Source organism: Suttonella sp. (assembly GCF_056855035.1).
The window spans coordinates 12,482-33,880 of sequence record NZ_JBXGGR010000003.1 but is presented as its reverse complement, the minus strand read 5'-3'; the positions used below and the strand labels follow the sequence as shown (position 1 = coordinate 33,880).

Sequence of the window (21,399 nt, the reverse complement as noted above, 5' to 3'; positions counted from 1 at the left end):
TACGCATCGCGGCAAAAATGGGAAAAGCAGCATTAATCATTATTTGGCAATAGCCAATCAGATAATGAGCGCATTCCCGCTTGCGTATAAGCCACTTTGTCAAAAGTCAGCGTACATTGACAAGTATTTTTCTCAGCGATGGCATGAATCAGCAAATCCGAAAAATCCGCTTTACTCTGACGATAAGCATCTAATACCTTAAGCAATAAGGTTCTATCTTCAAAAACGAATACCGGCATTGAAAACAATTCGGCTAGCACTCCGACAATGGCTTGGCGCGATTGTTTATAGGTACGGCTTAATACCCAAATCAATTCCACCACCACAATATTACTGATAAAGCCCTGATGCGTTTCTGTTAAATTTTCCAAAAACATACTGGCGATTGGGGATTGTGTTTCATCATCTTGGCAGATGTAGCGCAGCAATACATTCGTATCAATACCGACTAAAAACGCTTGTGCTTTATCTTTCTCCATATAGCGCACCCAATTCAATGCCGTGATTAATATCATCCATACCGGCTTGAATTTGCGTATTAATCATGCCTTTTAAGCGCCGCACATCGCCTTGCGGATAATTATCGGCTAATAAATGCTGTTGCTTGAAGCTATTGAGCATCAACTCGCTAACGCTGATGCCTTGTTTTTGGGCGGTTTGGATAATGATGGTTTCAATATGGGCGGGTAATTCTAAAGTAAGCATGGCGGCTCCTCGTTTTATGGACATGGCAAAGATAATTTTCATATCATTTCTTCTGTGAAGAAAGATATGGATACGCAACTATTTTGCAAAAAAATGCAGCAATTCCCCTGTAAAACTTAAAGACTATATGCTAAATCGGTAAAGCGCAAGATGCGGCTGCTTATGCTTAAGCCATCTCTTTCGGCGCAGGCATACGGCTGATGCGCAGGGCGTTCAGTACCACCAATAAAGAACTTGCCGACATGCCCAAAGCGGCAATCCACGGCGTGAGATAGCCGCAAATTGCCAGCGGCACAACCAAGGCATTATAAACACTCGCCCAAAACAGATTTTGCCGCATGATGCGCCGCGCGCGCTGCGCCAGCTCGAACAAATAAGGCAAGAGCTCCGGCCCGCCTTGCAGCAGCACAATATCCGCCTGCGTTTGCGAGAGCGGATTGGCTTTGCCCACCGCCACCGATACCGCCGCCGCCGCCATCACCGGCGCATCGTTAATGCCGTCGCCAATCATCAAAGCCTCTGCATCCAGACTCTGCAAATAATGCAATTTGTCTTGGGGCAGCATTTGGGCATGATAGTCGGCAATACCGCATATTTCGGCGATACGGCGCACATTTTCGCTTTTGTCGCCACTGGCAATATGCAGTTGATAGCCGCTTAATTTTGCCATGATATGGGCTAAATCGGCGCGCGGCGGATCGGCAAAAACAAATTGCGCCTGCAAACCTTGAGCATTCGCCAGATAAACCGCCACGCCTGTATCCGCTTGCAGGTTCGGCAGAGACAAATGCGAAAAGACTTGCCGTATCAATGCCGCATTGCCCACCGCCCATGTCTGCCCTTGGTAATCGCCGCATACGCCTTGCGAGGGCATTTGCTGCACATTATTCAGCGGCAAGGCGACAGCAGGGCTATGTCGGCTCATTGCCCAAGCAATCGGATGCGGGCTGTGCATTTGCAGGGATTTGACGATTTGCCACAGAAAATCCGCCTCTTGTTCATCGGCAAAATGCGCATCCATCAAGCGGAAATCGCCTTCGCTCAATGTGCCGGTTTTGTCAAAAAGGATATGCCGTACTGTCGGCAGACGGTCGAGCGTATCGCTTTGTTTAATCAATACACCGTGGGCATGGGCATGGTTCATGGCGGCGGTTAGGGCTGCCGGCGTAGCCAGCGATAAGGCGCAAGGGCAAGTCGCCACCAAAATCGCCAGTGCGATTTCAAATGCGCGTTCGGGCGCGATAAATTGCCACAGCACATAGCCGAGCGCCGCCAAAATTAAGACGGTGAGAATCGTCCAATTGGCAATTTCCTGATTACGCTCGATATGCACACTTTTATGCTGCTCCGCTCTTGCCATCAGGCGGCGGATGCCGGCAAGGGTCGTTTCCTGTCCGGTAGCGCTGACTTGCACGTCCACAGGACTGGCGAGATTATGACTGCCTGCCAAGACGCTATCGCCTACCGCCTTACTAACCGCCGTGCTTTCGCCGCTCAACATCGCTTCGTCAACCCGCGTGCTGCCCTGCACGATAATGCCATCAATCGCTATCGTCTGCGCCGGCAAGACACGAATCACGTCGCCGTTTTGAATCACCGCCAGCGGATAAAGGCGATAACTGCCGTCGGCTTCGCGCCGTTCCACCGCTTCGGGCAGCAGTTTGGCGAAGCGGATATCGTTCAGCCGCGCGCGGCGATGGGTCATAAATTCTAAAAAGCGACCGATAGAGAGAAAGAAAATAAACATGGTCACGGAATCAAAATAGATTTCCCCCTGCCCTATCAGCGTATGGTAAACACTGGCGAAATAAGCGCCGGCAATGGCAAAAGCCACCGGCACGTCCATATTCACGCGCCGCATTTTCAGCGCCGCCAAAGCATTTTTCAAAAACGGCAGCCCTGAATAAAAGAACACCGGCGTGGTACAGAGCAGACTAATCCAGCGCAGAAGCTGCGAATATTGCCGCTCGATGCCGTAATAATCGCCCGTATATAAGCCTGTGGCAAACATCATCACCTGCATCATGCCCAAACCCGCCACAATCAAACGCAGCAAATGCTGGTTGCGCAGGCGGTTTTGGCGGCGCTCGGTTTCTTCGGGGCTGAATAGATTCGGCACATAGCCCAATGAGGCAATGGCAGCAAGAATGTGCGAGAGTTTGACGTCTTCGCCATAGCGAATTTCCGCCCGCGCCGTACTGACATTCACGAAGACTTCTTCCAAGCCCAATTGTTCTTTCAACACGCTGCGAATCAGCCAAGCACAGGCGCCGCAATGAATGCCTTCGATATACAGATGAATTTCCGACTGCCCGTCTTGCTGATGCACATACTGTCTGGCAATTTCGGCAATATCGTAAGCCTGCCACTTGGCATCATTTTGGACTTGCGGACGCGGTGCGGCATTCTCGCGCACGGCATAATAACGGCTTAAATCGCAGCTGCTAATTAGCTCCGCTACCCCCAAGCAGGCATGGCAGCAAAATGCGCGTTCTTCTCCCTCAATCGTGGCGCGAACCGCCGTGCCGACCGGAATCGCTGCTTGGCAATGGTAGCAATGTTCGTTCATTTAATTGGCGTCAAGGGAAATCGGCAATTTCTGCCCGTTGACTTGTCCATGCGCTTCGCCGCTGATGCGCCATGTCAGAGCCTTGTCGGAGACTTGCACATACCAGCGCTGCATTTGCAAATGCTGCAAAATGGCGGGGTTGAGCGGATATTGACCTGCCGCATTGCGCGCGATTTCATAAGATTGGTCTTTGGCATCCAGCGTAGGATGTTCCAATTTCAACAGTAATACCGGCTCTTCACTGCCCTGCAAGGTCAAAATGCCTTGCGCGATTTCCGCCTGAATGCGCTGCGATTTGGCGGAAGCCGCCAATTGCCGCGGTGCCAAACCGTCTTTGTAATAACCCTGCATTACGGCGGATTCATCGCTTTTAATTGCTAGGACCAATGTCGCAATCGAACCCGCCACCGAAAACAGCGGCAGGAAAATCATCAGGATTAAAATATAGTTTTTATACCAAGGCAGCGGCGGCTTTTTCGCCGCCTGTATCGGGCTTATTTCACTCATCGTTTCAATTTTCCGGTAAAGACCGCTTCTTTGGCATGCACATTATCAGGCGCATCCTCAGGTGCCACAGTAAACTCAAATTTCGTCATCAATTTGCCGTTTAAAGAGGCTTGCGGCACATTCAAACTAACCACCATTTGGTGCACTTCGCTCGGCGCAATGCTAAATACCGCATTATTCTCGATTTCCGCATCGGGCAAACCGCGCGTGCCAATCATAAAGCGCCGCTCTTGCTCGCTCTTATTCAAGACCTGAATGGTGTAGGCATTTTGAATTTTACCACCGCGGATTTCGCGCGACAGCATATTGCGGTCGGCAATCACATCGATTTCCACATCGCTCTTGGTAATAATCATAAAAATAAACAGCACGAAGGCCAGGCTCAGCACTAGACCGTAACCCAAGGTTTTGGGACGTACAAAACGGGTCTTTTTGCCTTCCAAGGCATTGGTGGAGGTATAGCGGATTAGACCGCGCGGCGCATTGATTTGATCCATCATATTGTCGCAGGCATCGATACAGGCGGCGCAAGCAATACATTCCAATTGCAAGCCTTCGCGAATATCAATTCCTGTGGGGCAGACCTGCACGCACATGGTGCAATCGACGCAGAAACCGAGATGCTCGGGATTGTCGCGATCGGCTTTTTTCAAACGCCGGCGCGGCTCGCCGCGATTTTCATCATAGGCGATAATCAGAGTATCGCGGTCAAACATCGCGCCCTGAAAACGCGCATAAGGGCACATATATTTGCAGAATTGCTCGCGCACAATGCCGGCTTGCAGCCAAGTAAAGCCGCCGTAAAAGGCAATCCAAAAATAATGTGCCGGCGCTGCTTTAAGGGTAAAGAAATCCACGACTAATTCACGAATCGGCGTGAAATAGCCTACAAAGCCAATGCCTGTGCAAATAACCACCACGAGCCAAGAAAGATATTTACTGCCGCGTTTAAGCCATTTTTCCTTGCTCGTCCAAGGTTGGCGTGCTAATTTCAATTGCTCGGAACGGTTGCCTTCAAATTTCTGCTCCAGCCACATAAAGACTTCATTATAAACCGTGTGCGGACAGGCATAGCCGCACCAGACGCGCCCCAATAAAGAGGTGGCAAAAAATAAAATCAGCGCCAAGCCTAATAAGACAAAAGCCAATAAAATAAAATCTTGCGGCCAGATATTCAGTCCGAATACAAAAAAACGCCGCTCGCTCAAATCAAATAAAATCGCCTGCCGTCCATTCCATTGGAATAAAGGCAGAATGTGAAAAATGCCGAGTAAGACTAATAAGGATGTGATGCGCAGATTTTGAAAGCGTCCGCGCACAGGACGCGGTCTTATCTTGACGTGTTTTTCGTAAAGCGTTTGACTTGCCATGTTTACCTCATGATTTAACAAGCGGCGAAATTGATGTTATATAGAATAAACGCGCTGCGTTTTATGCCGCTTATGAAAAAAGCCCGACACAATGTCGGGCTTGTGCCTATAAATCATCTAGGCATCTTACTCTTTATTGCTTAATGAGTAAACGTAAGCAGCAACTACTTTAATGCGGCCTTCGTTTAACCATTCCTGCCAAGCCGGCATCACATTATTCACAGGCTTAACAATTTGCGCCTTAATATCTTCGATATTGCCGTCCACGCTGTAAAGCCAAATATCATCGGCTAAGTTCGGCCCGCCAAGCAAAGTGTTTCCTGTGCCGTCAGCACCATGACAGGCAATACAGGTTTGATCGTATAAGGTTTTACCTTCTGCCGCCAAAGTCGCATCAACGTCTTGATGACCGCCTAATTGACGAACGTAATGCGCCACCGCATCTAATTTATGCTCGTCATCCGGCTGCGGATTATTCACATCAATCAATGCGCCGCCTGCCGGCATACCTTGTCCGGGAATTGTGTTGCGGCCATGGGTAATGGTGGCAATCAAAGCCGCCTCGTCGCCGCCCCAAATCCAATCGCCGTCGGTTAAATCAGGATAGCCCAATGCAGCACCTTTGGCATTTTGTCCGTGGCAAACCGCACAGTTATTTAAGAAAATCCGCTGACCGGAAGCTACCGCCGCCGGCATTTTAGCCAGCTCTTCTATGCTTTTCTCCGCATATACTCTGAAATAGGTTTCCGAGCGTGAGTCATCTTCGGCTTTTTCCTGCTCATATTGTCCGACTTGCGACCAACCTAAAAAGCCTTGGAATTTATCGCCGAATGCGCCCGGATAAGCTAACAAATATACTGCGCCAAAAAGAATCATGGCGTAGAATAATACTACAATCCAACGCGGCGAAGGGTTATTCACCTCTCTTAAATCGCCGTCCCAAGTGTGGTCAATAATCTCACCGTCAGGCACATCTTCCGGTGATAGGCGCGTTGTCCAATATACAAAAACGGCATAACCCACGATATGTATAATCGTTACGATGCCAATAAAGAGCGCAACTGTCATGATTTTGTCCTCTTGTCTGATGTCGGATGCCGCGGCGTAATGAGTTCTGAATCATCATCTTTGAGCGCCAGTTTTTCGGCATCCTGATAGGGTTTTTTATTATCCGAAGTAGGCAGCATCGTCAGCAGGCAAATACCGATAAATGCCGTAAACACCACCACAGTAATAAAACTCCACATGTCCATAATTAACGTTTTTCCTTAAAGGCACGTCCCAATCCCTGCAAATAAGCCACCATCGCATCAAGCTCGGTTTTGCCTTGCAAAGACTCCACTACCCAGGCATCAATCTGCTCATTGGTCAACAAGGTATTGCCTGTTGCACCGCCGGCTTGCTCAGGGAAGTTTTGCGCCGTATAAGGTTCGCCCAATTTGATTTTGGTTTTAATGCTTTTTTGCGTTAAATCCACATTTGCCTCGGTATCTGCCAACCAAGGGAAGGAAGGCATATTCGATTGCGGCACGCGGCTGCGGGGATCAATCAAATGCAGCATATGCCATTCATCCGAATATTTGCCGCCCACACGCGCCAAATCAGGACCTGTACGTTTTGAGCCCCATTGGAACGGGCGGTCATAAGCGGATTCTTCCGCCAAAGAATAATGCCCGTAACGCTCGGTCTCCCAACGGAAGGGACGAATCATTTGCGAATGACAGTTATAGCAGCCTTCGCGTACATAGATGTTAAAACCCGCCAAACGCAGAGGATCGTAAGGTTTAACAAAAGTATTCTCGGCATCGGGACGTACCGATTTATCGTTAAGCAAAGGAACGATATGTACCAGTCCGCCCCAAATGACCGTTAAGGTAGAGAGTACGCCGAGCAATACGATGCTTTTTTCAACTTTCTCATGACTGAATTTCATTTTTTATTCTCCTTGTCGGCTTATGCTGTTTGCGGATTAGCCGTTTGCGCGCTGCGCTTGGCTTCGTCTTTGCGCGGCAAGGTCATCAAGCAGTTATAAGCCATTAAGCACATGCCTGCGAGGAATACCACACCGCCGATTAGGCGTACAAGCCAATAGATATACTTCTTATCTACGATTTCAAGGAATGAGTAGGTTAAGGTGCCATCCGGGAAAGTTTCGCGCCACAGCAAACCCTCCATGATGCCCGCCACCCACATAGACGTGGTGTAAAGCAAGATACCAATCGTTGCCAACCAGAAGTGAACGAAAATAAGCTTGGTCGAATACATCTCGGTTTTACCATACAAACGCGGCAGCATATGGTATAGAGAGCCCATGGTAATCATCGCCACCCAACCCAAAGCACCGGAATGCACGTGAGCAACCGTCCATTCGGTATAGTGTGATAAGGCATTAACCGTTTTCACTGCCATCATCGGTCCTTCGAAAGTACTCATGCCGTAGAAAGACAGTGCTAAGAACAGGAAGCGGATAATAGGGTCGGTAATCAATTTATCCCAAGCACCTGACAGCGTCATCATGCCGTTAATCATACCGCCCCATGAAGGCACCCACAGAATTACTGAAAACACCATACCCAATGATTGCGTCCAATCAGGCAAAGCGGTGTAGTGCAAATGGTGCGGACCTGCCCACATATAAATGGAAATCAGCGACCAGAAGTGCATGATGGAAAGACGGTAAGAGAAAATCGGGCGACCGGCTTGCTTAGGAACAAAATAATACATCATGCCTAAGAAAGCTGCGGTTAAGAAGAAACCTACCGCATTATGACCGTACCACCATTGTGCCATGGCATCGACCGCGCCGGAATAGACCGGATAAGAATAAATCCAATCGATTGGCAGAGCTAAGTTATTGAAAATATGCAAAACGGCGACCGCGATAATAAAGGCGGCATAGAACCACAAGCCTACATAGATATGCTTTTCTTTGCGCTGACCGATAGTAACAAAGAATACTGCTGCATAAGCCACCCATACGATGGTCAGCAGAATATCCAAAGTCCATGGCAATTCGGCATATTCTTTACCTTGAGAGTAGCCCAAAATATAGCTTAATACGGCTAAGACCAAGACTAATTGGAAGCCCCAGAAAGTGAAAGCAGCCAATTTGTCGGAGCATAGACGCACGCCGCAAGTACGCTGCACAATGTAATAAGAGGTGGCAAACAGGGCATTGCCGCCGAAAGCAAAAATTACGCCGCTGGTATGTACGGGACGCAAGCGTCCAAAATGTAACCAAGGAATATTTTCAAGAAAATGTGGATTATAAAGCTGATAAGCGATGATTACCCCGACGAGCATTCCCACCACTCCGAAAAGGATAGAAGCCCAAGTAAATTGCTTAACGACTTTGTAGTTGTAGGTTGTATCTACGGTCATGTCGCGCCTCATTTTGTAAAGTTAATGTCCAATGCAGCAGTGATGCTGCGTACTTGTCTAGATAACTAGCCAACTTCTAATTGGAAATGCCCGAGCTTTCCCAATTAAATAAGTATCGGCATCATAGCATGACTAAAAATTCATAACAATACATTCATTAATGTAGGTGTTATTTTTTAACCTTAAAAATCAATCGACTAACAGAACTCTTTTAGTTCTATTTGAAATCTCTCTCTTTTTACTAAAGAAATTTTTATAAGCAAGACTTAGTTAATAAAAAAGCGGCTGTCGCCGCTTTGGTTGCTTATGCTTAAAAATAGCGCAGCCACAAATAGATATGCGCTAATAAAACGGTAGCCAACATTAAGCCGAATCCGTATTTGACATATTGCAGCATACCGATAGGTTGCTTGGCTTTTTCTGCAAAAGCGGCGACGGTCAAATTTGCGCTGGCGCCGATCAATGTACCGTTACCGCCTAAACAAGCACCCAATGCCAATGCCCACCACACCGGTTGGAAGGTTTCTTGCGCAATATTCGCCCCTGCGGATTCCAGTAGAGGAATCATGGTTGCGACAAAGGGGATATTGTCTAAAATCGAGGATAAAACGGCAGAAACCCATAAAACGGCAAAAGCCATTTTCTCTACGTCGCCGTTAGTTGCCGCTATCAATTTGTCGCCCAAAATCGCCAACAAACCGCTGTGCTCAACCGCGCCCACAATGATAAACAAGCCCATAAAGAAGAAAATCGTTACCCATTCCACTTCGGAAAAAACATGATGAATGCTTTCGCCCTGCTTTTCCGCAGGCTGCTTACCGTAAGCCAGCAGCATCAGCAATGCTGCGCCAGACAAAGCCACCGTGCCCGGCTCGATATGCAAAGGATGCCCTACAATAAAGCCCAGCAAGACCAATGCAAACACCACTGCCGATTTTTTCAGCAAAGCCGCATCGTGAATCGCCTCTTTCTCATTAAAACGCATAATTTTCGCGCGAGCGCGCAAAGTAGCGGATAGGTGCTTGCGATAGAACAACCAAAAATAACCGCACAAAATCAATAGAATAATACTCACAATTGGCGCCATATGCACCAAGAAATCGCTAAAGCTCAAATTAACGGAGGAACCGATGATGATATTAGGCGGATCGCCGATTAAAGTCGCCGTGCCGCCCACATTCGCCGCAATAATCGTGGCGAATAAATAAGGGAAAGCGCGCACGCGCAATTGCTCGGTAATCAGCAAAGTTACTGGCGTGATAAGCAGCACCGTAGTAACGTTATCCAGCAGCGCTGAAAACACCGCCGTAATCACCACAATCATCAGCAAAATCCCCATCGGATCGGCGCGCACCATCTTCGCCGCCTTAATCGCCACATATTGAAACACGCCTGTTTTCGCCGTAATGCTGACCAACATCATCATGCCGATTAAAAGCCACAGCGTATTGAAATCCACCGCGTCAATCGCCTGCTGCTGATTGAGCAAACCGCAGTAAATCATCAAACAAGCGCCTAAAATAGCAATCACGGAGCGATTCAATTTCTCCGTAATCAATACGATATAGACTATCACCAAAATAATGCCCGACAACCACATCGGATTTATGCCAAAAATGGCAGCATGCTCATGCATGGCTTACTCCTCATCCCGCAAAGTCGCATAAATAGAATCCAGCACACCCTTGACCGTAATCACGCCTAAAAACTGACGGCTATCAGGCGCCAGCACCACCACATGATAATGATAGTGATACAGCAGATTCAAAGCCTCCATAATAGAGGTCTGCGGCGTGCAAGTCGGCACATCGTCTTCAAAAATATAATCCGTAATCAAAGAATCGCCGATTTCTTGCAAACGCTCCCCCAACTCATCCAGCGTGGTTTGCATAAACATCAAATCAAAAGGATTTTTCCCCTCTTTAATGCTCACGCTGCTGGGCAGCAAGAGCTTAATCAACGTCATGCTGGAAAAAGTGCCGACAAAATCGCCGGCATCGTCCACCACGGGCAAAAACCGCGTACCCACCTGTCGAATAATCGGAAATACTTCTTTAATCGTCATTTTAGGATGTAAAATTCTCGGCTCAGCAATCATGATGCTGCTACAGTTTGCGCTCATCTCAACCTCTCTTTTGATGAAAATCGCGCAAAATATAGCCGCCTTTGCAATCGGCAGCAAATTTATTTTTTAATACAAGTTAACAATATAATAATAAAAGTTTTTCATAAGATATGACTTAGATAAAAGCCAATAGCAAAGGCGCGAATGCGCCGCCGATATATACCAATAGCCACAGGGGAATGCTATCGCTAAGACGCCGCAATAAAGCAAAATAACCCCAGACATAGACAAAAACGACAAGAGCGAGCAAAGCGATATGCAGCCAAGGCATCTGATTGAATAAGAGATTCCACAGCACACTGAAAACGCTATAAGCGGCTGCCGATTGCCATGCTTTGCCGGTATTCGCCGCTTCTTGGATTTTGGCAAAAGCTAATAAGATCAAGACTTCTATCATCGCCGCTCCTCGTTTTTGGGAATTGAATATAATCCGCCCCTAACATAAGCAAAAAGGAACGGCTATGCAATTATTTATCCTGATTCGCGGGCATCAGGGCTCGGGCAAATCGACTTTCGCCGCGCAGAAGATAGCGGAATTTCAGCAACAGTATCCGCAGGCGGAGATTGTGCATATTGAAAATGATCTGCTGATGACGGATGCGCAGGGGGTGTATCATTGGTCGCCAGAGGCGGTGAAAGCAGCGCAGGCAAGGGGCGAGAGGATGATGCGCAGGGCTTGCGAGCATGCACGCACCAATCCGCAACAGGCGATGCTTATCATCAATTCCAACACCAATCAGACTGCCGGCACTTGTCGGATATGGCTGGAACAGGCAAAAAAATACGGCTTAAGCTGCGAAACCTATTGTCTGAGTAATTTTTTCTCAAATCGGCATGCGGTAGAAGACGAAGATGTGATTGCCGCCTATTTGCGGATTCGCCGACAGCGGCTCAGCGGCGAAATTGTCGTGCCTGCTGTGCGCGGTATGAGCGCGGAATTACGCGATTTAATGCGGCAGATGCAGGCAATCGGCGAGCATGATTTGCCTTTTGACGAGGCAAGGCAGACTTATGTCAGCGAGCAATATTTGCGCCTAGGACGGCTAAATTTTGTCAGCAAAACGTCTTCGCAATATCCTGATTTGCGGCTGCTGAAATATTCGCATCGGGTCAAGCGTTTTAATGCCGCCTTATTGGAAATGCGCGGTTTGGTACTGGATAAATACAATCACATTATCGTGCGCCCTTTTAAAAAGATCTTCAATTACAGCGAAAGACTGGCGGAAAACAGCCGCTTTCCCCTAACAATCGAGGATTCACACTGCATTGACGCCGTCGTTAAAGTCGATGGTTTTTTAGGCTGCTGCACTTTTGTCAATTTGCCGCCCGAACACCCTAGTTATGCGGCAAATTTCAATCGGCAAGTGCTGTATTCCACCGCCAACTCATTGGACGACTCTTATGCGCAAATGACGAAAAAGCATTGTCAGGCCTATGAAGCTCTATTCCGCAACTATCCTAACCATACCTTTTTATTTGAGATTAACGATGCCGCAGACCCACATACCATTCAAGAAGCCTCAGGCGAGACTTTAATCGGCGCGGTAGAGGTCACCGACGGCAAAATGTTCAACCAAGACCGCTTAGACGAAATCGGCGAAACCTACGCTATCCGCCGCCCTGCCCGTTTGCGCAATATCTGTTTCGGCGAACTCAAGGAATTATTGAAAACCGTACGGCATGAGGGCTTTATGGTCTTTGACGCGCACAGCCAAGCCTTGCTGTTTCAGCTCAAATCGCCCCACTACCTCATTTCAACATTCTTCAGCTACAACAAGAAATACAGGCTCGAAGACAGATTAAACAAACACCGCCTCGGCGAAGCATTTTATCCTTTGATTGAACACATTCAGGCGCAGCAAGAACAGTTCAATCAACTAAACGAAGCGGAAAAAATCGCTTGCATACGAAGTTTTTTACAAGAACCGCATTTTCTTTACCGCTAAGCGGCACAGCGCGAAAATGCCGCCGAATTAAGCGCTTTTATTGTCGCCGCCAGCTAAACAACGTATTATCGGCGACTTTGCTTATTTTGGAGGAATCATGGCTTATTGGTATCAAAAATCGCTCTTGGATTTGACCGATCACAGCGCGGAAGCAGTGCGCGAATTGCTCGAGCTGAGCGCGCAATTGAAAAGCGAAAAAAAAGCAGGAAGGGAAAAACGCCGTCTGCAAGGCAAAAACGTCGCCTTAATTTTTGAAAAAACCAGCACGCGCACCCGCTGCGCCTTTGAAGTCGCCTGCGCAGATCAAGGCGCTTTCAGCACCTTTTTATCCCCCGAACATTCCCAATTGGGCGCCAAAGAAAGCATTGCCGACACCGCACGCGTATTAGGCAGAATGTATGATGCGATTGAATACCGAGGCTTTGCCCAAGAAACCGTGCAAGCCTTGGCAAAATTCGCCGCCGTACCGGTGTATAACGGACTAACCGACCTCGCCCACCCCACGCAAATGCTGGCGGATTTGCTGACCATGCAGGAACACAGCGACAAGCCGCTGCAAGACATTGCCTTTGCCTATATGGGCGATGCGCGTTTTAACATGGGCAATTCCTTATTGCTCGCCGGTGCATTGATGGGCATGGACGTGCGGATTGCCGCGCCTAAAGCCTATCAGCCAAACGCGGAAATTTTGCATAAAGCACAGCAACTTGCCGAGAACAGCGGCGCAAAAATCCTCATCACGGAAGACATACAAGCGGCAGCGGCCGGCGCGGATTTTATCCATACCGATATTTGGGTATCAATGGGCGAAGACAAAAGCGTCTGGGACGAACGGATTCCTGCCCTAATGCCTTACCGCATCACGCCCGAAATCATGAAAACCGCCGGTGAGCATGCAAAATTCATGCACTGCCTGCCCGCTTACCATGACCGCAAAACCCCGACCGGCGAAGCCTTTTATCAGCGGCAAAAATTAGTCGGCATCGAAGTCGCGCATAATGTCTTTGAAAGCGCCGCTTCTATCGTCTTCGATCAGGCAGAAAACCGCATACACACCATTAAAGCCTTATTAGTCGCCACCTTATGCGAGCATTATCAGGCGTGAACGTCGATGCCTTGATTATCGGTGGTGGTGCGGCAGGCACTTATTGCGCCATTCATGCCGCCGCACGCGGTCTGCGCGTTGCGATACTGGAAAAAAATCCCGATATCGGCGCTAAAATCCGCGTTTCGGGCGGCGGACGCTGCAATATGACCAATCGCGACATCGCCCCGCATGCCTATCTCTCTCATAATCCCAATTTTTGCCGCTCCGCCTTGGCGCGGCACAGCCAATGGGATTTTCTCGCTTGGTGCGAAGCGGCGGGATTAAGCTATGAAGAGAAAACCCTCGGACAACTCTTCTGCCGGCAAAAAAGCCGAGGACTGATTGCCGCCCTGCAAGAGGCTTTAGATGCGGCACAAATTCCTGTTTACACCGATACTTGTGTAGACAGCATCAGGCGCGATGGACAAGACTTTTGCCTGCATACCTCGCAAGGTGTATTCCGCGCCCCGCAAATCGTACTTGCCTGTGGCGGACCAAGTTTCGCCAAATTAGGTGCCAGCGACCACGCTCTCGGTTTTGCCAAAAGCCTCGGCATTGCCAATTTTCCCTTCCGCCCTGCCCTTGTTCCTTTTACGCTGACAGAAGCCATGCCGCAATTAGCTGGCTTATCCTGCCGTGTCAGCCTGCGCACCGCACAATCGCCTACCTTTACCGAGCAACTGCTCTTTACTCATCGCGGACTCTCCGGTCCTGCCATTTTGCAAGTCTCGAGCTATTGGCAGAAAGGCGAAACCCTTCATCTGAATTTCCTACCCGATTGTCCCGCCGATGCTTTGGAGCAAGCCAAAGCGCAACATTCGCCGCAATCACTGACGCAATGGCTCAAACAGCATTTGCCCAATGCTTTGGCACAACACCTCGCCGCGCCTTATCCGCAGCGCCCGATTGCCGAACTTGCCGACAAACAGATTCAAGCCATCAGCCAAGCTTTGCAGGATTACCGCCTGATTCCCAGCGGCACGGAAGGTATGAAAAAAGCCGAAGTCAGCACCGGCGGTATTGATACGCGCGCCCTCGATCCGCGCACAATGGCGGTCAAATCGCAGCCGGGCATGTTTGTTATCGGCGAAGCCTTAGATGTAACCGGTTGGCTGGGCGGCTATAATTTTCAATGGGCATGGTCTTCCGCTTGGTGCTGCGCCCAAGCCCTAAACAAACATTTGTGAGCATTTGATAATATTTATCTCATTAGACAGTAAACATTCATCAGTAATTAATCGCTATAATCACGGCTCATTCACAAAAAAGCAAAGGAGCCTTTAAATGGCAGAAGATCGTGTAGAAGTTCTCGAAAAACAATTAGCCGAGATGAAAAAAGAATTTGCCTATACGCAAAAAGAGCTGAAATCATTTTTAGATAAAGCCTTAAGCGAAGCAGAGAACGTTTATGAAGACGGACGCGATGAAGCCGCTCATTTCTTTGAAAAAGCACGCCGCAAAGGGCGTAAAGCATGGAATGAAGTACAAAGCGTCGGCGGTGATTGGACGGACGAAATCTCTAGCTGCGTGAAAAAACATCCTTATTCCGTAGCGGCAGTCATCGGCGGTCTTGCTGTTTTCGCCACCATCATTTACCGCTGCGCCGAAGACAATACCTCGCGCGAATGGTATCGCCGCTGGCATTAAGCGCGAAACACCCAAAGAAAAACCCTGCCGAAATGCAGGGTTTTATTTTGATTGATTAAATGCTTATTTAATAAAATCGACATATTCTTGCATGATATCCTTCCAGATATTGAAGGTATTATCAAGATTGCGTTTCTCTACGCCATGCTTTAAGTTTACATCCCAATCCAAAGCCGGATCGCCGTCCGCATCAAGGAAAGCGCGGCCGAAGCGTTTGTTTTGGTTCCAATCATTGACCTTTTCCAAATCTACTTCCGAACTGTTTTCCCAAGCGGCGTCAAAAGTAATGGTCGTACATTTTTTTCCGTTTTCGCAATCATAGAAGATAATTTGATATTTTTGCCCTTCCATACGTCCTTGAATTAAAGGATCACCATGATCGTCATTAGACAATTCCGCGCTGCCAAAACCTTTGGCAATCTCTAAAATCTTATTCGGATCGGTTGCATCTACTGTTTCCGCCATCAGATTAAGGCTCACGGCACTTAAGGCAAGTAAGAGAGCTTTACGCATTTTCATATCCTCTGTTAGTAAAAAGAACGGACATTATAGCAAACCGCCTGCCGCTAACCAAGAAAGCAACTGTGTCTCATCCACAATCGCCACGCCAAGATTTTGGGCTTTATTTAATTTACTGCCCGCTTTTTCTCCCGCCAAGAGATAATCGGTTTTTGCCGACAAACTGCCGCTGATTTTCGCGCCCAGTTTTTCTAAAGCAGCCTTGGCTTCTTCGCGCGTAAAACGCGCTAAAGTACCTGTCATGACGATAGTTTTGCCCGAGACGGGACTATCGCTGACGGCTTCTTGCGCCTCAATGTCCTGCCACATAATGCCTTGAGCCTGCAAATCCTCCATCACGGCAAGATTGGCGTCATCTAAAAAGAAATGGCGGATATATTGCGCCATCACGGGTCCGATACCGTCAATTGCCTGTAATTGGGTTTCATCAGCTTGGATGAGCTCCGGCAGGCGGCGAAAATGCTGCGCCAGCAAATTCGCGCTGACCTGCCCCACTTCGCGAATGCCCAAAGCATAAATGAAACGCGCTAAAGTCGTCTGCTTCGCCGTCTCTAGCGCATTCATCACATTTTGCGCCGATTTTTCCGCCATGCGCGGCAAAGCCGCCCAATCGGCAAGGCTTAATTTGAACAAATCCGCAGGACTATGCACGCTGCCGTTTTCCACCACTTGCTCAATCAGTTTATCGCCCAGTCCCTGAATATCCATTGCTTTGCGCGAGGCAAAATGAATCAGCGCCTGCACGCGCTGCGCCTTGCAATGCAGACCGCCCGAGCAACGCGCCACCGCCTCGCCCTCGGGACGCAGCACTTCCGAACCGCAGACAGGGCAATGCTCGGGCATCGTAAAAGGCAGACTGTCGGCAGGACGCTTTTCTATCACGACCTTGACCACTTCGGGAATCACATCGCCCGCGCGGCGGACAAATACCGTATCGCCCACGCGCACATCTTTGCGCGCCACTTCATCGGCATTATGCAAAGTGGCATTGGTAACGGTTACGCCGCCTACTTCCACCGCCTGCAAACGCGCCACCGGCGTTACCGCGCCCGTACGTCCGACCTGCACGTCAATGCCTTCTACAAGCGTGGTTTTTTCCATCGCCGGGAATTTCCATGCAATCGCCCAGCGCGGCGCACGCGAGCGAAAGCCTAATGCCTGCTGCGCCGCAAAAGCATCCGTTTTAAACACTACGCCGTCGATTTCATAAGGCAATGCCTCGCGTTCGGCGGCCAGCTCGTCCATATATCGGGCAGCAGCGGCAACCCCGCCTGTCAAACTGCGCTGCCAATCGCAGACCGGAAAGCCGAAGCGGCGTAATTGCGCTAAGAATTGCGTATAAGTCTCGGGCAAAGCAAAACCTTGTATTTCGCCGTAACCATAGGCGAAAAATGATAATTTTCTTGTCGCGGTAATCGTAGCATCCAATTGGCGCAGACTGCCTGCGGCGGCATTGCGCGGATTGGCAAAGGTTTTGCCGCCCGAGGCAAGCGCGGCGGCATTTAAGGCAAAAAACGCCGCTTTCGACATATACACTTCGCCGCGCACTTCCAAAACCGCCGGCGGATGTTGCACCTGCAAACGCGCGGGAATATCGGCAATGGTGCGGATATTGGCGCTGACATCCTCGCCTGTTTCGCCGTCGCCGCGCGTGGCGGCTTGCACCAAAACGCCTTGTTCATAGCGCAAATTAATCGCCAAACCGTCAAATTTCGGCTCGGCGGAAAGCGGCAAGCCTTCGCCCAAACGTTCCTGCAAACGGCGGAAAAATGCGGCGAATTCTTCTTGATTAAACACATTATCCAAAGACAGCATCGGCACCTGATGGCGCACCGTCGTAAAACCTGCCGCCGCCTTGCCTGCAACGATTTGCGTAGGCGATTGGCTGTCGGCAGTCAAATCCTGCAATTGCTGCCGAATCTCTTGCTGACGAATCCAATTTTCTATATCGCCGCCTTGCGACTGCAAGCCCGCCAATTCCGCCTGCAAAGCCAAGCGCCGTTCTTCCAGCCATTGCTGCTCTTTTTGCGCCAGCTCGCGCAGCAGGGCATCGTATTGCGCATCGGCAATCTGCGGATTGTCTTCTTCGTAATAATGGCGGTTATGTATTTGAATTTCTTCGCGCAAAGCTGCCACTTCGGCAGCCAAATCTTCTAGCGCTGATGAGCGGCTAACCATTGTTCATAATCTCTTTGGAATTTTTCTGCCGCATGGCGGTAAGTAAGCAAGTCTTTGGCGGTTACTTGACGGCGTTCAAAATCGCACAAACGCCCGCCGCAAAGCTCCGCCATATCCTTGCTAATCGCCAGAAAATTTTCCCAATCTTTTACCGCATCGCCGCAATTGGGCAATTGCAAGACCAGCATCACGCCGTCAATCGGCGCCATATGCTCCAAATCCTGCGCAAAAATCCCCGGGCTATGGATATTGAGCATGCTGAATAAAATATCGCGTCCGTTTTCATTGAGCAATTCATATACGCCGCTGGGCGAACGTTGCAAACCGAAAGTTTTAACCAAAGCGGCAATGTCGTCGCCGCTGAAATGCTGACCGATGCGCGCCATAATGCTGAGCGGCAGATCAATCGTCGGCGCATCGGGCAGACTGTCTGCGGTCAGTAAAGCGGTTTTACCGAAGAAACCGGGATTCAGACGTGATGTTTTTTGCGCTTGTGCGCTAGGCAAAGGGGCTTGTCCTGCGCGCTGCAAAAGCAATTGCTCCAATTGCCGCTGGCGGCGCACATAAATGCGCCGCGCATGATACAAAAGCAAGAGCGCCAAGCCCGTACCCAGCAATCTGACAATCCACAACATCATTTCCTGACTCATTCACTCTCCCCGTTTCCCAAAGCATCTTCCAGCCTGAACATCAAATAATCGTCAATCGCATAACCCTCGCGCTCGGACAAAGCAAAATGACAGACGCTCCGTCCGCAGCGGTGCAAAGTTTGTCTATCGCCGCTTTCCAAATAATGCCATTTCGGCAAGGGCTTATTTTCATGACGCAGGCGGTAGGCGCAAGTCGGCGGCAGCCAACGGAAATCCTCGCGGGCAATCTCCGCCAAATTCAGGCAATCCGGCACTTTCTGCGCACGATTGGGATAATCGCCGCATTGCGCCGCCTCGATATCGAGCAGCGAACAAGCCACACGGGAGAAGTAAACTTCTCCCGTGTCAATATCTTCCATTTTATTCAAACAACACAAGCCGCAACCGTCGCAAAGCGCTTCCCACTCCTGAGCATTCAGCGCATCCAGCGGCTTGTGCCACCAAGGGCCGGTCAAATTAATTCAAGCCTTGAATATACAGACTCACCGCTTCGATTTGGCGCGGCGTCAATTTACGCGCCACATCGCGCATCATCTCATTCGGATCGTTGGCGCGCATTTCATCAGCCGTCAAAGTGCTGTCGCTTGCCTGCTGATCGGCATTCGCCGCATGTTGGAAATGCTGTAACTGCATACGGTTGTATTCGGCTTGCTGACCCGACAAAGCAGGGAAAGCCGCCGGCGGAATACCTGCTCCTGTCGGACCATGGCAAGCCGAACAAGCGGGAATGCCGCGTGCCAAATCGCCGCCGCGATACAATGCCTGACCTTCCGCCAACATTTCTTCCGGCGCATCGCCGCGTCCCTGCGTTGCCGCAGGCGGCAAAGCCAATGAAGCATAATAAGCGGACACGTCTTCCATTTCCTGATCGCTGAGCATCGCCGCCTGCGCGCCCATCACGGCATTGCTGCGTGCGCCGCTTTTAAAATCTTGTAACTGTTTCAGCGTATATTTGGCGCTCTGCCCCGCCAAACTCGGCCAAATAGGATTAGGCGACACGCCGCCCGCACCATGACAGGCCATGCATAAGGTCTCCGCCTTTTCCTTGCCGGCCTCTAGGTTTGCCTCGGCAAATGCCATCATACTGGCGCCTAATGCCAATATTGCAACTGCTGTTTTTTTCATAATTTGCTCCATGATGTTTCAACGCACAGAACGACACACAAAGCGTCGCTCTACGTGTTGCCCTGAATTGAAAAAAGTTATTAAGCCTCTCTCAATTCCATTATCCTACCTGAAGAGAGGTCTTTCAACTAGTAAGAAATTTTGATGAATTGTCTTGCGCGAATTTCCGCTATAATCCGCAGGCTTGTTTTTAAACATTCTACATTATATGCGAAATCCCTATCATCAGGCAAAATTTGCCTTCTCTGCCAATGCCAAAAAGCAGCTGCCCAATGATGCGAGGGCGGAAATCGCCTTTGCCGGCCGCTCCAATGCAGGCAAATCCAGCGCCTTAAACACCCTAACCGACCAGAAAAATCTGGCGCGCGTATCCAAAACCCCCGGCCGCACGCAATTAATCAACTATTTCTCACTGGCACAAACCGGCGATTATTTAGTCGATTTACCCGGCTACGGCTATGCAAAAGTGCCAGACGAAATCCGCAGCCATTGGGAGCGTTTGCTGGGCGATTATTTGCTCACGCGCGAAACTCTGCGCGGCATAATTTTGCTGATGGACAGCCGCCATCCGATGAAAGACTTAGACATCCGCCTGCTGGAATGCTGCGCCGAACGCCAATTGCCGGCGCATATTCTGCTGACCAAAATCGACAAACTGAGCAACAGCCAAGCCGCGCAGCAATTACAGGCGGTGAAAAGCGAAATCGTGAACTGGAACGCGCCTTTTAGCGTGCAAACCTTCTCTAGCCTTAAAAAACAAGGTTTGCCGCAGCTGATTACACAACTCAACCAATGGTTTGACTATGATTGCTGAACTGACCGGAAACCTTTCCCTATGGATACTGCTTGCGCTGTTCGCCGTCGGCGCCTTAGCCGGCTTTGTGGACACCTTAGCCGGCGGCGGCGGTATGCTGACCGTGCCCGCTCTGCTGATTTCCGGGCTTCCGCCTGATGCGGCACTTTCGACCAACAAACTGCAAAGCAGTTTCGGCACCTGCTACGCCGCTTGGTATTTTATCCGCCGCGGACATCTGAATTTCCGCAAACTCCTGCCCGGCATCGTCGCCTGCGCAATCGGCTCGGCATTAGGCAGCACCGTGGTGCAAATTCTGCCCAAAGATTGGCTGAACAATGTGATTCCCGTCTTATTGATTGTTGTTGCCGCTATTTTTATTTTCATGCCGGCACTGGGCAAAGTCGAACAGGAAGCCCGCCTGCCCATGAGTGCCTTTTTAATCGGCGCACTGGCACCGATTGGCTTTTATGACGGTTTTCTAGGCCCCGGCACCGGCAGCTTTATCCTGCTCTCCTTAATCGCTTTGCGGGGCTACACCCTGCAACACGCCACCATTGAAGCCAAACTGTATAACGGCACCACCAATCTTGTCGCCCTCTTCATTTTCATGCTGGGCGGCAAAATCATATGGCTTGTCGGCTTTGCCATGGCGGCAGGACAACTTATCGGCGCGCGCATTGCCTCGGGCATGATTTTAAGCAAAGGCAACAAACTTATCCGCCCCATGGTGATAACTATGTCCGTTCTTATGAGCTTGTATTTAATCGGTAAAAATTGGTTCCACCTTTATTGAA

23 protein-coding genes are annotated in these 21,399 nt (G+C 49.6%); 6 read left to right on the top strand and 17 right to left on the bottom strand.

The features are described 5' to 3' along the window. Positions 1 to 32 precede the first annotated feature (32 nt). From ACJHVI_RS00405 to ACJHVI_RS00350, 12 genes are all read right to left on the bottom strand, one after another. The gene (locus ACJHVI_RS00405) at positions 33 to 515 is read right to left on the bottom strand and encodes a PIN domain-containing protein (RefSeq protein WP_483182607.1); all 483 of its coding nucleotides are present in this window, start codon (positions 513 to 515) and stop codon (positions 33 to 35) included. After that, positions 466 to 705 carry a hypothetical protein gene (locus ACJHVI_RS00400; protein ID WP_483182606.1) on the bottom strand — a complete coding sequence of 80 codons (240 nt, stop codon included), beginning with the start codon at positions 703 to 705 and terminating at the stop codon, positions 466 to 468. The genes ACJHVI_RS00405 and ACJHVI_RS00400 overlap by 50 nt, the downstream gene beginning before the upstream one ends. A 166-nt stretch (positions 706 to 871) precedes the next feature. Next, positions 872 to 3,274: a heavy metal translocating P-type ATPase gene (locus tag ACJHVI_RS00395; protein WP_483182605.1), complete on the bottom strand. Its 2,403-nt coding sequence runs from the start codon at positions 3,272 to 3,274 to the stop codon at positions 872 to 874. After that, on the bottom strand, positions 3,275 to 3,781 hold the full coding sequence (locus ACJHVI_RS00390) for a FixH family protein (protein ID WP_483182604.1): 507 nt from the start codon (positions 3,779 to 3,781) through the stop codon (positions 3,275 to 3,277). Next, the gene (gene ccoG, locus ACJHVI_RS00385; RefSeq protein ID WP_483182603.1) at positions 3,778 to 5,151 is read right to left on the bottom strand and encodes a cytochrome c oxidase accessory protein CcoG; all 1,374 of its coding nucleotides are present in this window, start codon (positions 5,149 to 5,151) and stop codon (positions 3,778 to 3,780) included. The genes ACJHVI_RS00390 and ccoG overlap by 4 nt, the downstream gene beginning before the upstream one ends. Before the next feature lie 126 nt (positions 5,152 to 5,277). Further along, on the bottom strand, positions 5,278 to 6,219 hold the full coding sequence (gene ccoP / locus ACJHVI_RS00380; RefSeq protein ID WP_483182602.1) for a cytochrome-c oxidase, cbb3-type subunit III: 942 nt from the start codon (positions 6,217 to 6,219) through the stop codon (positions 5,278 to 5,280). Continuing rightward, entirely contained in the window at positions 6,216 to 6,404 is a 189-nt protein-coding gene (locus tag ACJHVI_RS00375; RefSeq protein ID WP_483182601.1) for a cbb3-type cytochrome oxidase subunit 3, read from the bottom strand. The genes ccoP and ACJHVI_RS00375 overlap by 4 nt, the downstream gene beginning before the upstream one ends. Before the next feature lie 2 nt (positions 6,405 to 6,406). Then, positions 6,407 to 7,084: a cytochrome-c oxidase, cbb3-type subunit II gene (gene ccoO, locus ACJHVI_RS00370; protein ID WP_483182600.1), complete on the bottom strand. Its 678-nt coding sequence runs from the start codon at positions 7,082 to 7,084 to the stop codon at positions 6,407 to 6,409. 20 nt (positions 7,085 to 7,104) lie between these two features. Continuing rightward, the gene (ccoN, locus tag ACJHVI_RS00365; protein ID WP_483182599.1) at positions 7,105 to 8,532 is read right to left on the bottom strand and encodes a cytochrome-c oxidase, cbb3-type subunit I; all 1,428 of its coding nucleotides are present in this window, start codon (positions 8,530 to 8,532) and stop codon (positions 7,105 to 7,107) included. A gap of 310 nt (positions 8,533 to 8,842) precedes the next feature. After that, positions 8,843 to 10,168 carry an ArsB/NhaD family transporter gene (locus tag ACJHVI_RS00360; protein ID WP_483182598.1) on the bottom strand — a complete coding sequence of 442 codons (1,326 nt, stop codon included), beginning with the start codon at positions 10,166 to 10,168 and terminating at the stop codon, positions 8,843 to 8,845. A gap of 3 nt (positions 10,169 to 10,171) precedes the next feature. Next, positions 10,172 to 10,654, bottom strand: coding sequence for a CBS domain-containing protein (locus ACJHVI_RS00355; protein ID WP_483182597.1), 483 nt, complete (start codon positions 10,652 to 10,654; stop codon positions 10,172 to 10,174). Between the two features lie 118 nt (positions 10,655 to 10,772). Next, positions 10,773 to 11,054 (bottom strand): hypothetical protein, encoded by a 282-nt coding sequence (locus ACJHVI_RS00350; RefSeq protein WP_483182596.1) that lies wholly within the window; start codon positions 11,052 to 11,054, stop codon positions 10,773 to 10,775. A 64-nt stretch (positions 11,055 to 11,118) separates the two neighbouring features. Here ACJHVI_RS00350 and ACJHVI_RS00345 point away from each other — a divergent pair, with 64 nt between their 5' ends. The 4 genes from ACJHVI_RS00345 (at position 11,119) to ACJHVI_RS00330 (ending at position 15,337) form a co-directional block, all read left to right on the top strand. After that, positions 11,119 to 12,603: an RNA ligase gene (locus ACJHVI_RS00345; protein ID WP_483182595.1), complete on the top strand. Its 1,485-nt coding sequence runs from the start codon at positions 11,119 to 11,121 to the stop codon at positions 12,601 to 12,603. A 97-nt stretch (positions 12,604 to 12,700) separates the two neighbouring features. Next, positions 12,701 to 13,708, top strand: coding sequence for an ornithine carbamoyltransferase (argF, locus tag ACJHVI_RS00340; protein WP_483182594.1), 1,008 nt, complete (start codon positions 12,701 to 12,703; stop codon positions 13,706 to 13,708). After that, a complete protein-coding gene (locus ACJHVI_RS00335) occupies positions 13,687 to 14,877 on the top strand; it encodes a BaiN/RdsA family NAD(P)/FAD-dependent oxidoreductase (protein ID WP_483182593.1) in 1,191 nt (396 codons plus the stop codon). The genes argF and ACJHVI_RS00335 overlap by 22 nt, the downstream gene beginning before the upstream one ends. 97 nt (positions 14,878 to 14,974) lie before the next feature. Continuing rightward, positions 14,975 to 15,337, top strand: coding sequence for a hypothetical protein (locus tag ACJHVI_RS00330; protein ID WP_483182592.1), 363 nt, complete (start codon positions 14,975 to 14,977; stop codon positions 15,335 to 15,337). 63 nt (positions 15,338 to 15,400) lie between these two features. Here ACJHVI_RS00330 and ACJHVI_RS00325 read toward each other — a convergent pair whose 3' ends face one another. The 5 genes from ACJHVI_RS00325 to ACJHVI_RS00305 are packed head-to-tail and all read right to left on the bottom strand — an operon-like array spanning position 15,401 to position 19,809. Further along, positions 15,401 to 15,850 carry a YbjN domain-containing protein gene (locus ACJHVI_RS00325; RefSeq protein WP_483182591.1) on the bottom strand — a complete coding sequence of 150 codons (450 nt, stop codon included), beginning with the start codon at positions 15,848 to 15,850 and terminating at the stop codon, positions 15,401 to 15,403. Positions 15,851 to 15,883: 33 nt separating this feature from the next. Then, positions 15,884 to 18,034, bottom strand: a complete 2,151-nt coding sequence (gene ligA, locus ACJHVI_RS00320) for an NAD-dependent DNA ligase LigA (RefSeq protein ID WP_483182590.1) — start codon at positions 18,032 to 18,034, stop codon at positions 15,884 to 15,886. After that, on the bottom strand, positions 18,010 to 18,684 hold the full coding sequence (locus ACJHVI_RS00315; protein WP_483182589.1) for a cell division protein ZipA C-terminal FtsZ-binding domain-containing protein: 675 nt from the start codon (positions 18,682 to 18,684) through the stop codon (positions 18,010 to 18,012). The genes ligA and ACJHVI_RS00315 overlap by 25 nt, the downstream gene beginning before the upstream one ends. Continuing rightward, positions 18,681 to 19,139: a YcgN family cysteine cluster protein gene (locus ACJHVI_RS00310; RefSeq protein ID WP_483182588.1), complete on the bottom strand. Its 459-nt coding sequence runs from the start codon at positions 19,137 to 19,139 to the stop codon at positions 18,681 to 18,683. The genes ACJHVI_RS00315 and ACJHVI_RS00310 overlap by 4 nt, the downstream gene beginning before the upstream one ends. Position 19,140: 1 nt before the next feature. Then, positions 19,141 to 19,809: a c-type cytochrome gene (locus ACJHVI_RS00305; RefSeq protein WP_483182587.1), complete on the bottom strand. Its 669-nt coding sequence runs from the start codon at positions 19,807 to 19,809 to the stop codon at positions 19,141 to 19,143. Positions 19,810 to 20,017: 208 nt separating this feature from the next. Between ACJHVI_RS00305 and yihA the strand changes: the two genes are divergently transcribed. Then, the gene (yihA, locus tag ACJHVI_RS00300; RefSeq protein WP_483182586.1) at positions 20,018 to 20,623 is read left to right on the top strand and encodes a ribosome biogenesis GTP-binding protein YihA/YsxC; all 606 of its coding nucleotides are present in this window, start codon (positions 20,018 to 20,020) and stop codon (positions 20,621 to 20,623) included. Next, positions 20,613 to 21,398, top strand: a complete 786-nt coding sequence (locus tag ACJHVI_RS00295) for a TSUP family transporter (protein WP_483182585.1) — start codon at positions 20,613 to 20,615, stop codon at positions 21,396 to 21,398. Before yihA ends, ACJHVI_RS00295 begins: the two co-directional genes overlap by 11 nt. Position 21,399 lies beyond the last annotated feature (1 nt).

What these genes read in the sequence shown, in the direction of transcription:
- argF (WP_483182594.1), top strand. Translation starts at nt 12,701, where the DNA reads ATGGCTTATTGGTATCAAAAATCGCTCTTGGATTTGACCGATCACAGC.
- ACJHVI_RS00350 (WP_483182596.1), bottom strand. Translation starts at nt 11,054, where the DNA reads ATGATAGAAGTCTTGATCTTATTAGCTTTTGCCAAAATCCAAGAAGCG.
- ACJHVI_RS00360 (WP_483182598.1), bottom strand. Translation starts at nt 10,168, where the DNA reads ATGCATGAGCATGCTGCCATTTTTGGCATAAATCCGATGTGGTTGTCG.
- ACJHVI_RS00405 (WP_483182607.1), bottom strand. Translation starts at nt 515, where the DNA reads ATGATATTAATCACGGCATTGAATTGGGTGCGCTATATGGAGAAAGAT.
- ligA (WP_483182590.1), bottom strand. Translation starts at nt 18,034, where the DNA reads ATGGTTAGCCGCTCATCAGCGCTAGAAGATTTGGCTGCCGAAGTGGCA.
- ccoN (WP_483182599.1), bottom strand. Translation starts at nt 8,532, where the DNA reads ATGACCGTAGATACAACCTACAACTACAAAGTCGTTAAGCAATTTACT.
- ACJHVI_RS00330 (WP_483182592.1), top strand. Translation starts at nt 14,975, where the DNA reads ATGGCAGAAGATCGTGTAGAAGTTCTCGAAAAACAATTAGCCGAGATG.
- ACJHVI_RS00315 (WP_483182589.1), bottom strand. Translation starts at nt 18,684, where the DNA reads ATGAGTCAGGAAATGATGTTGTGGATTGTCAGATTGCTGGGTACGGGC.
- ccoO (WP_483182600.1), bottom strand. Translation starts at nt 7,084, where the DNA reads ATGAAATTCAGTCATGAGAAAGTTGAAAAAAGCATCGTATTGCTCGGC.
- ACJHVI_RS00375 (WP_483182601.1), bottom strand. Translation starts at nt 6,404, where the DNA reads ATGGACATGTGGAGTTTTATTACTGTGGTGGTGTTTACGGCATTTATC.
- ACJHVI_RS00400 (WP_483182606.1), bottom strand. Translation starts at nt 705, where the DNA reads ATGCTTACTTTAGAATTACCCGCCCATATTGAAACCATCATTATCCAA.
- ACJHVI_RS00295 (WP_483182585.1), top strand. Translation starts at nt 20,613, where the DNA reads ATGATTGCTGAACTGACCGGAAACCTTTCCCTATGGATACTGCTTGCG.
- ACJHVI_RS00335 (WP_483182593.1), top strand. Translation starts at nt 13,687, where the DNA reads ATGCGAGCATTATCAGGCGTGAACGTCGATGCCTTGATTATCGGTGGT.
- ccoP (WP_483182602.1), bottom strand. Translation starts at nt 6,219, where the DNA reads ATGACAGTTGCGCTCTTTATTGGCATCGTAACGATTATACATATCGTG.
- yihA (WP_483182586.1), top strand. Translation starts at nt 20,018, where the DNA reads ATGCGAAATCCCTATCATCAGGCAAAATTTGCCTTCTCTGCCAATGCC.
- ACJHVI_RS00390 (WP_483182604.1), bottom strand. Translation starts at nt 3,781, where the DNA reads ATGAGTGAAATAAGCCCGATACAGGCGGCGAAAAAGCCGCCGCTGCCT.
- ccoG (WP_483182603.1), bottom strand. Translation starts at nt 5,151, where the DNA reads ATGGCAAGTCAAACGCTTTACGAAAAACACGTCAAGATAAGACCGCGT.
- ACJHVI_RS00345 (WP_483182595.1), top strand. Translation starts at nt 11,119, where the DNA reads ATGCAATTATTTATCCTGATTCGCGGGCATCAGGGCTCGGGCAAATCG.
- ACJHVI_RS00355 (WP_483182597.1), bottom strand. Translation starts at nt 10,654, where the DNA reads ATGAGCGCAAACTGTAGCAGCATCATGATTGCTGAGCCGAGAATTTTA.
- ACJHVI_RS00325 (WP_483182591.1), bottom strand. Translation starts at nt 15,850, where the DNA reads ATGCGTAAAGCTCTCTTACTTGCCTTAAGTGCCGTGAGCCTTAATCTG.
- ACJHVI_RS00395 (WP_483182605.1), bottom strand. Translation starts at nt 3,274, where the DNA reads ATGAACGAACATTGCTACCATTGCCAAGCAGCGATTCCGGTCGGCACG.
- ACJHVI_RS00305 (WP_483182587.1), bottom strand. Translation starts at nt 19,809, where the DNA reads ATGAAAAAAACAGCAGTTGCAATATTGGCATTAGGCGCCAGTATGATG.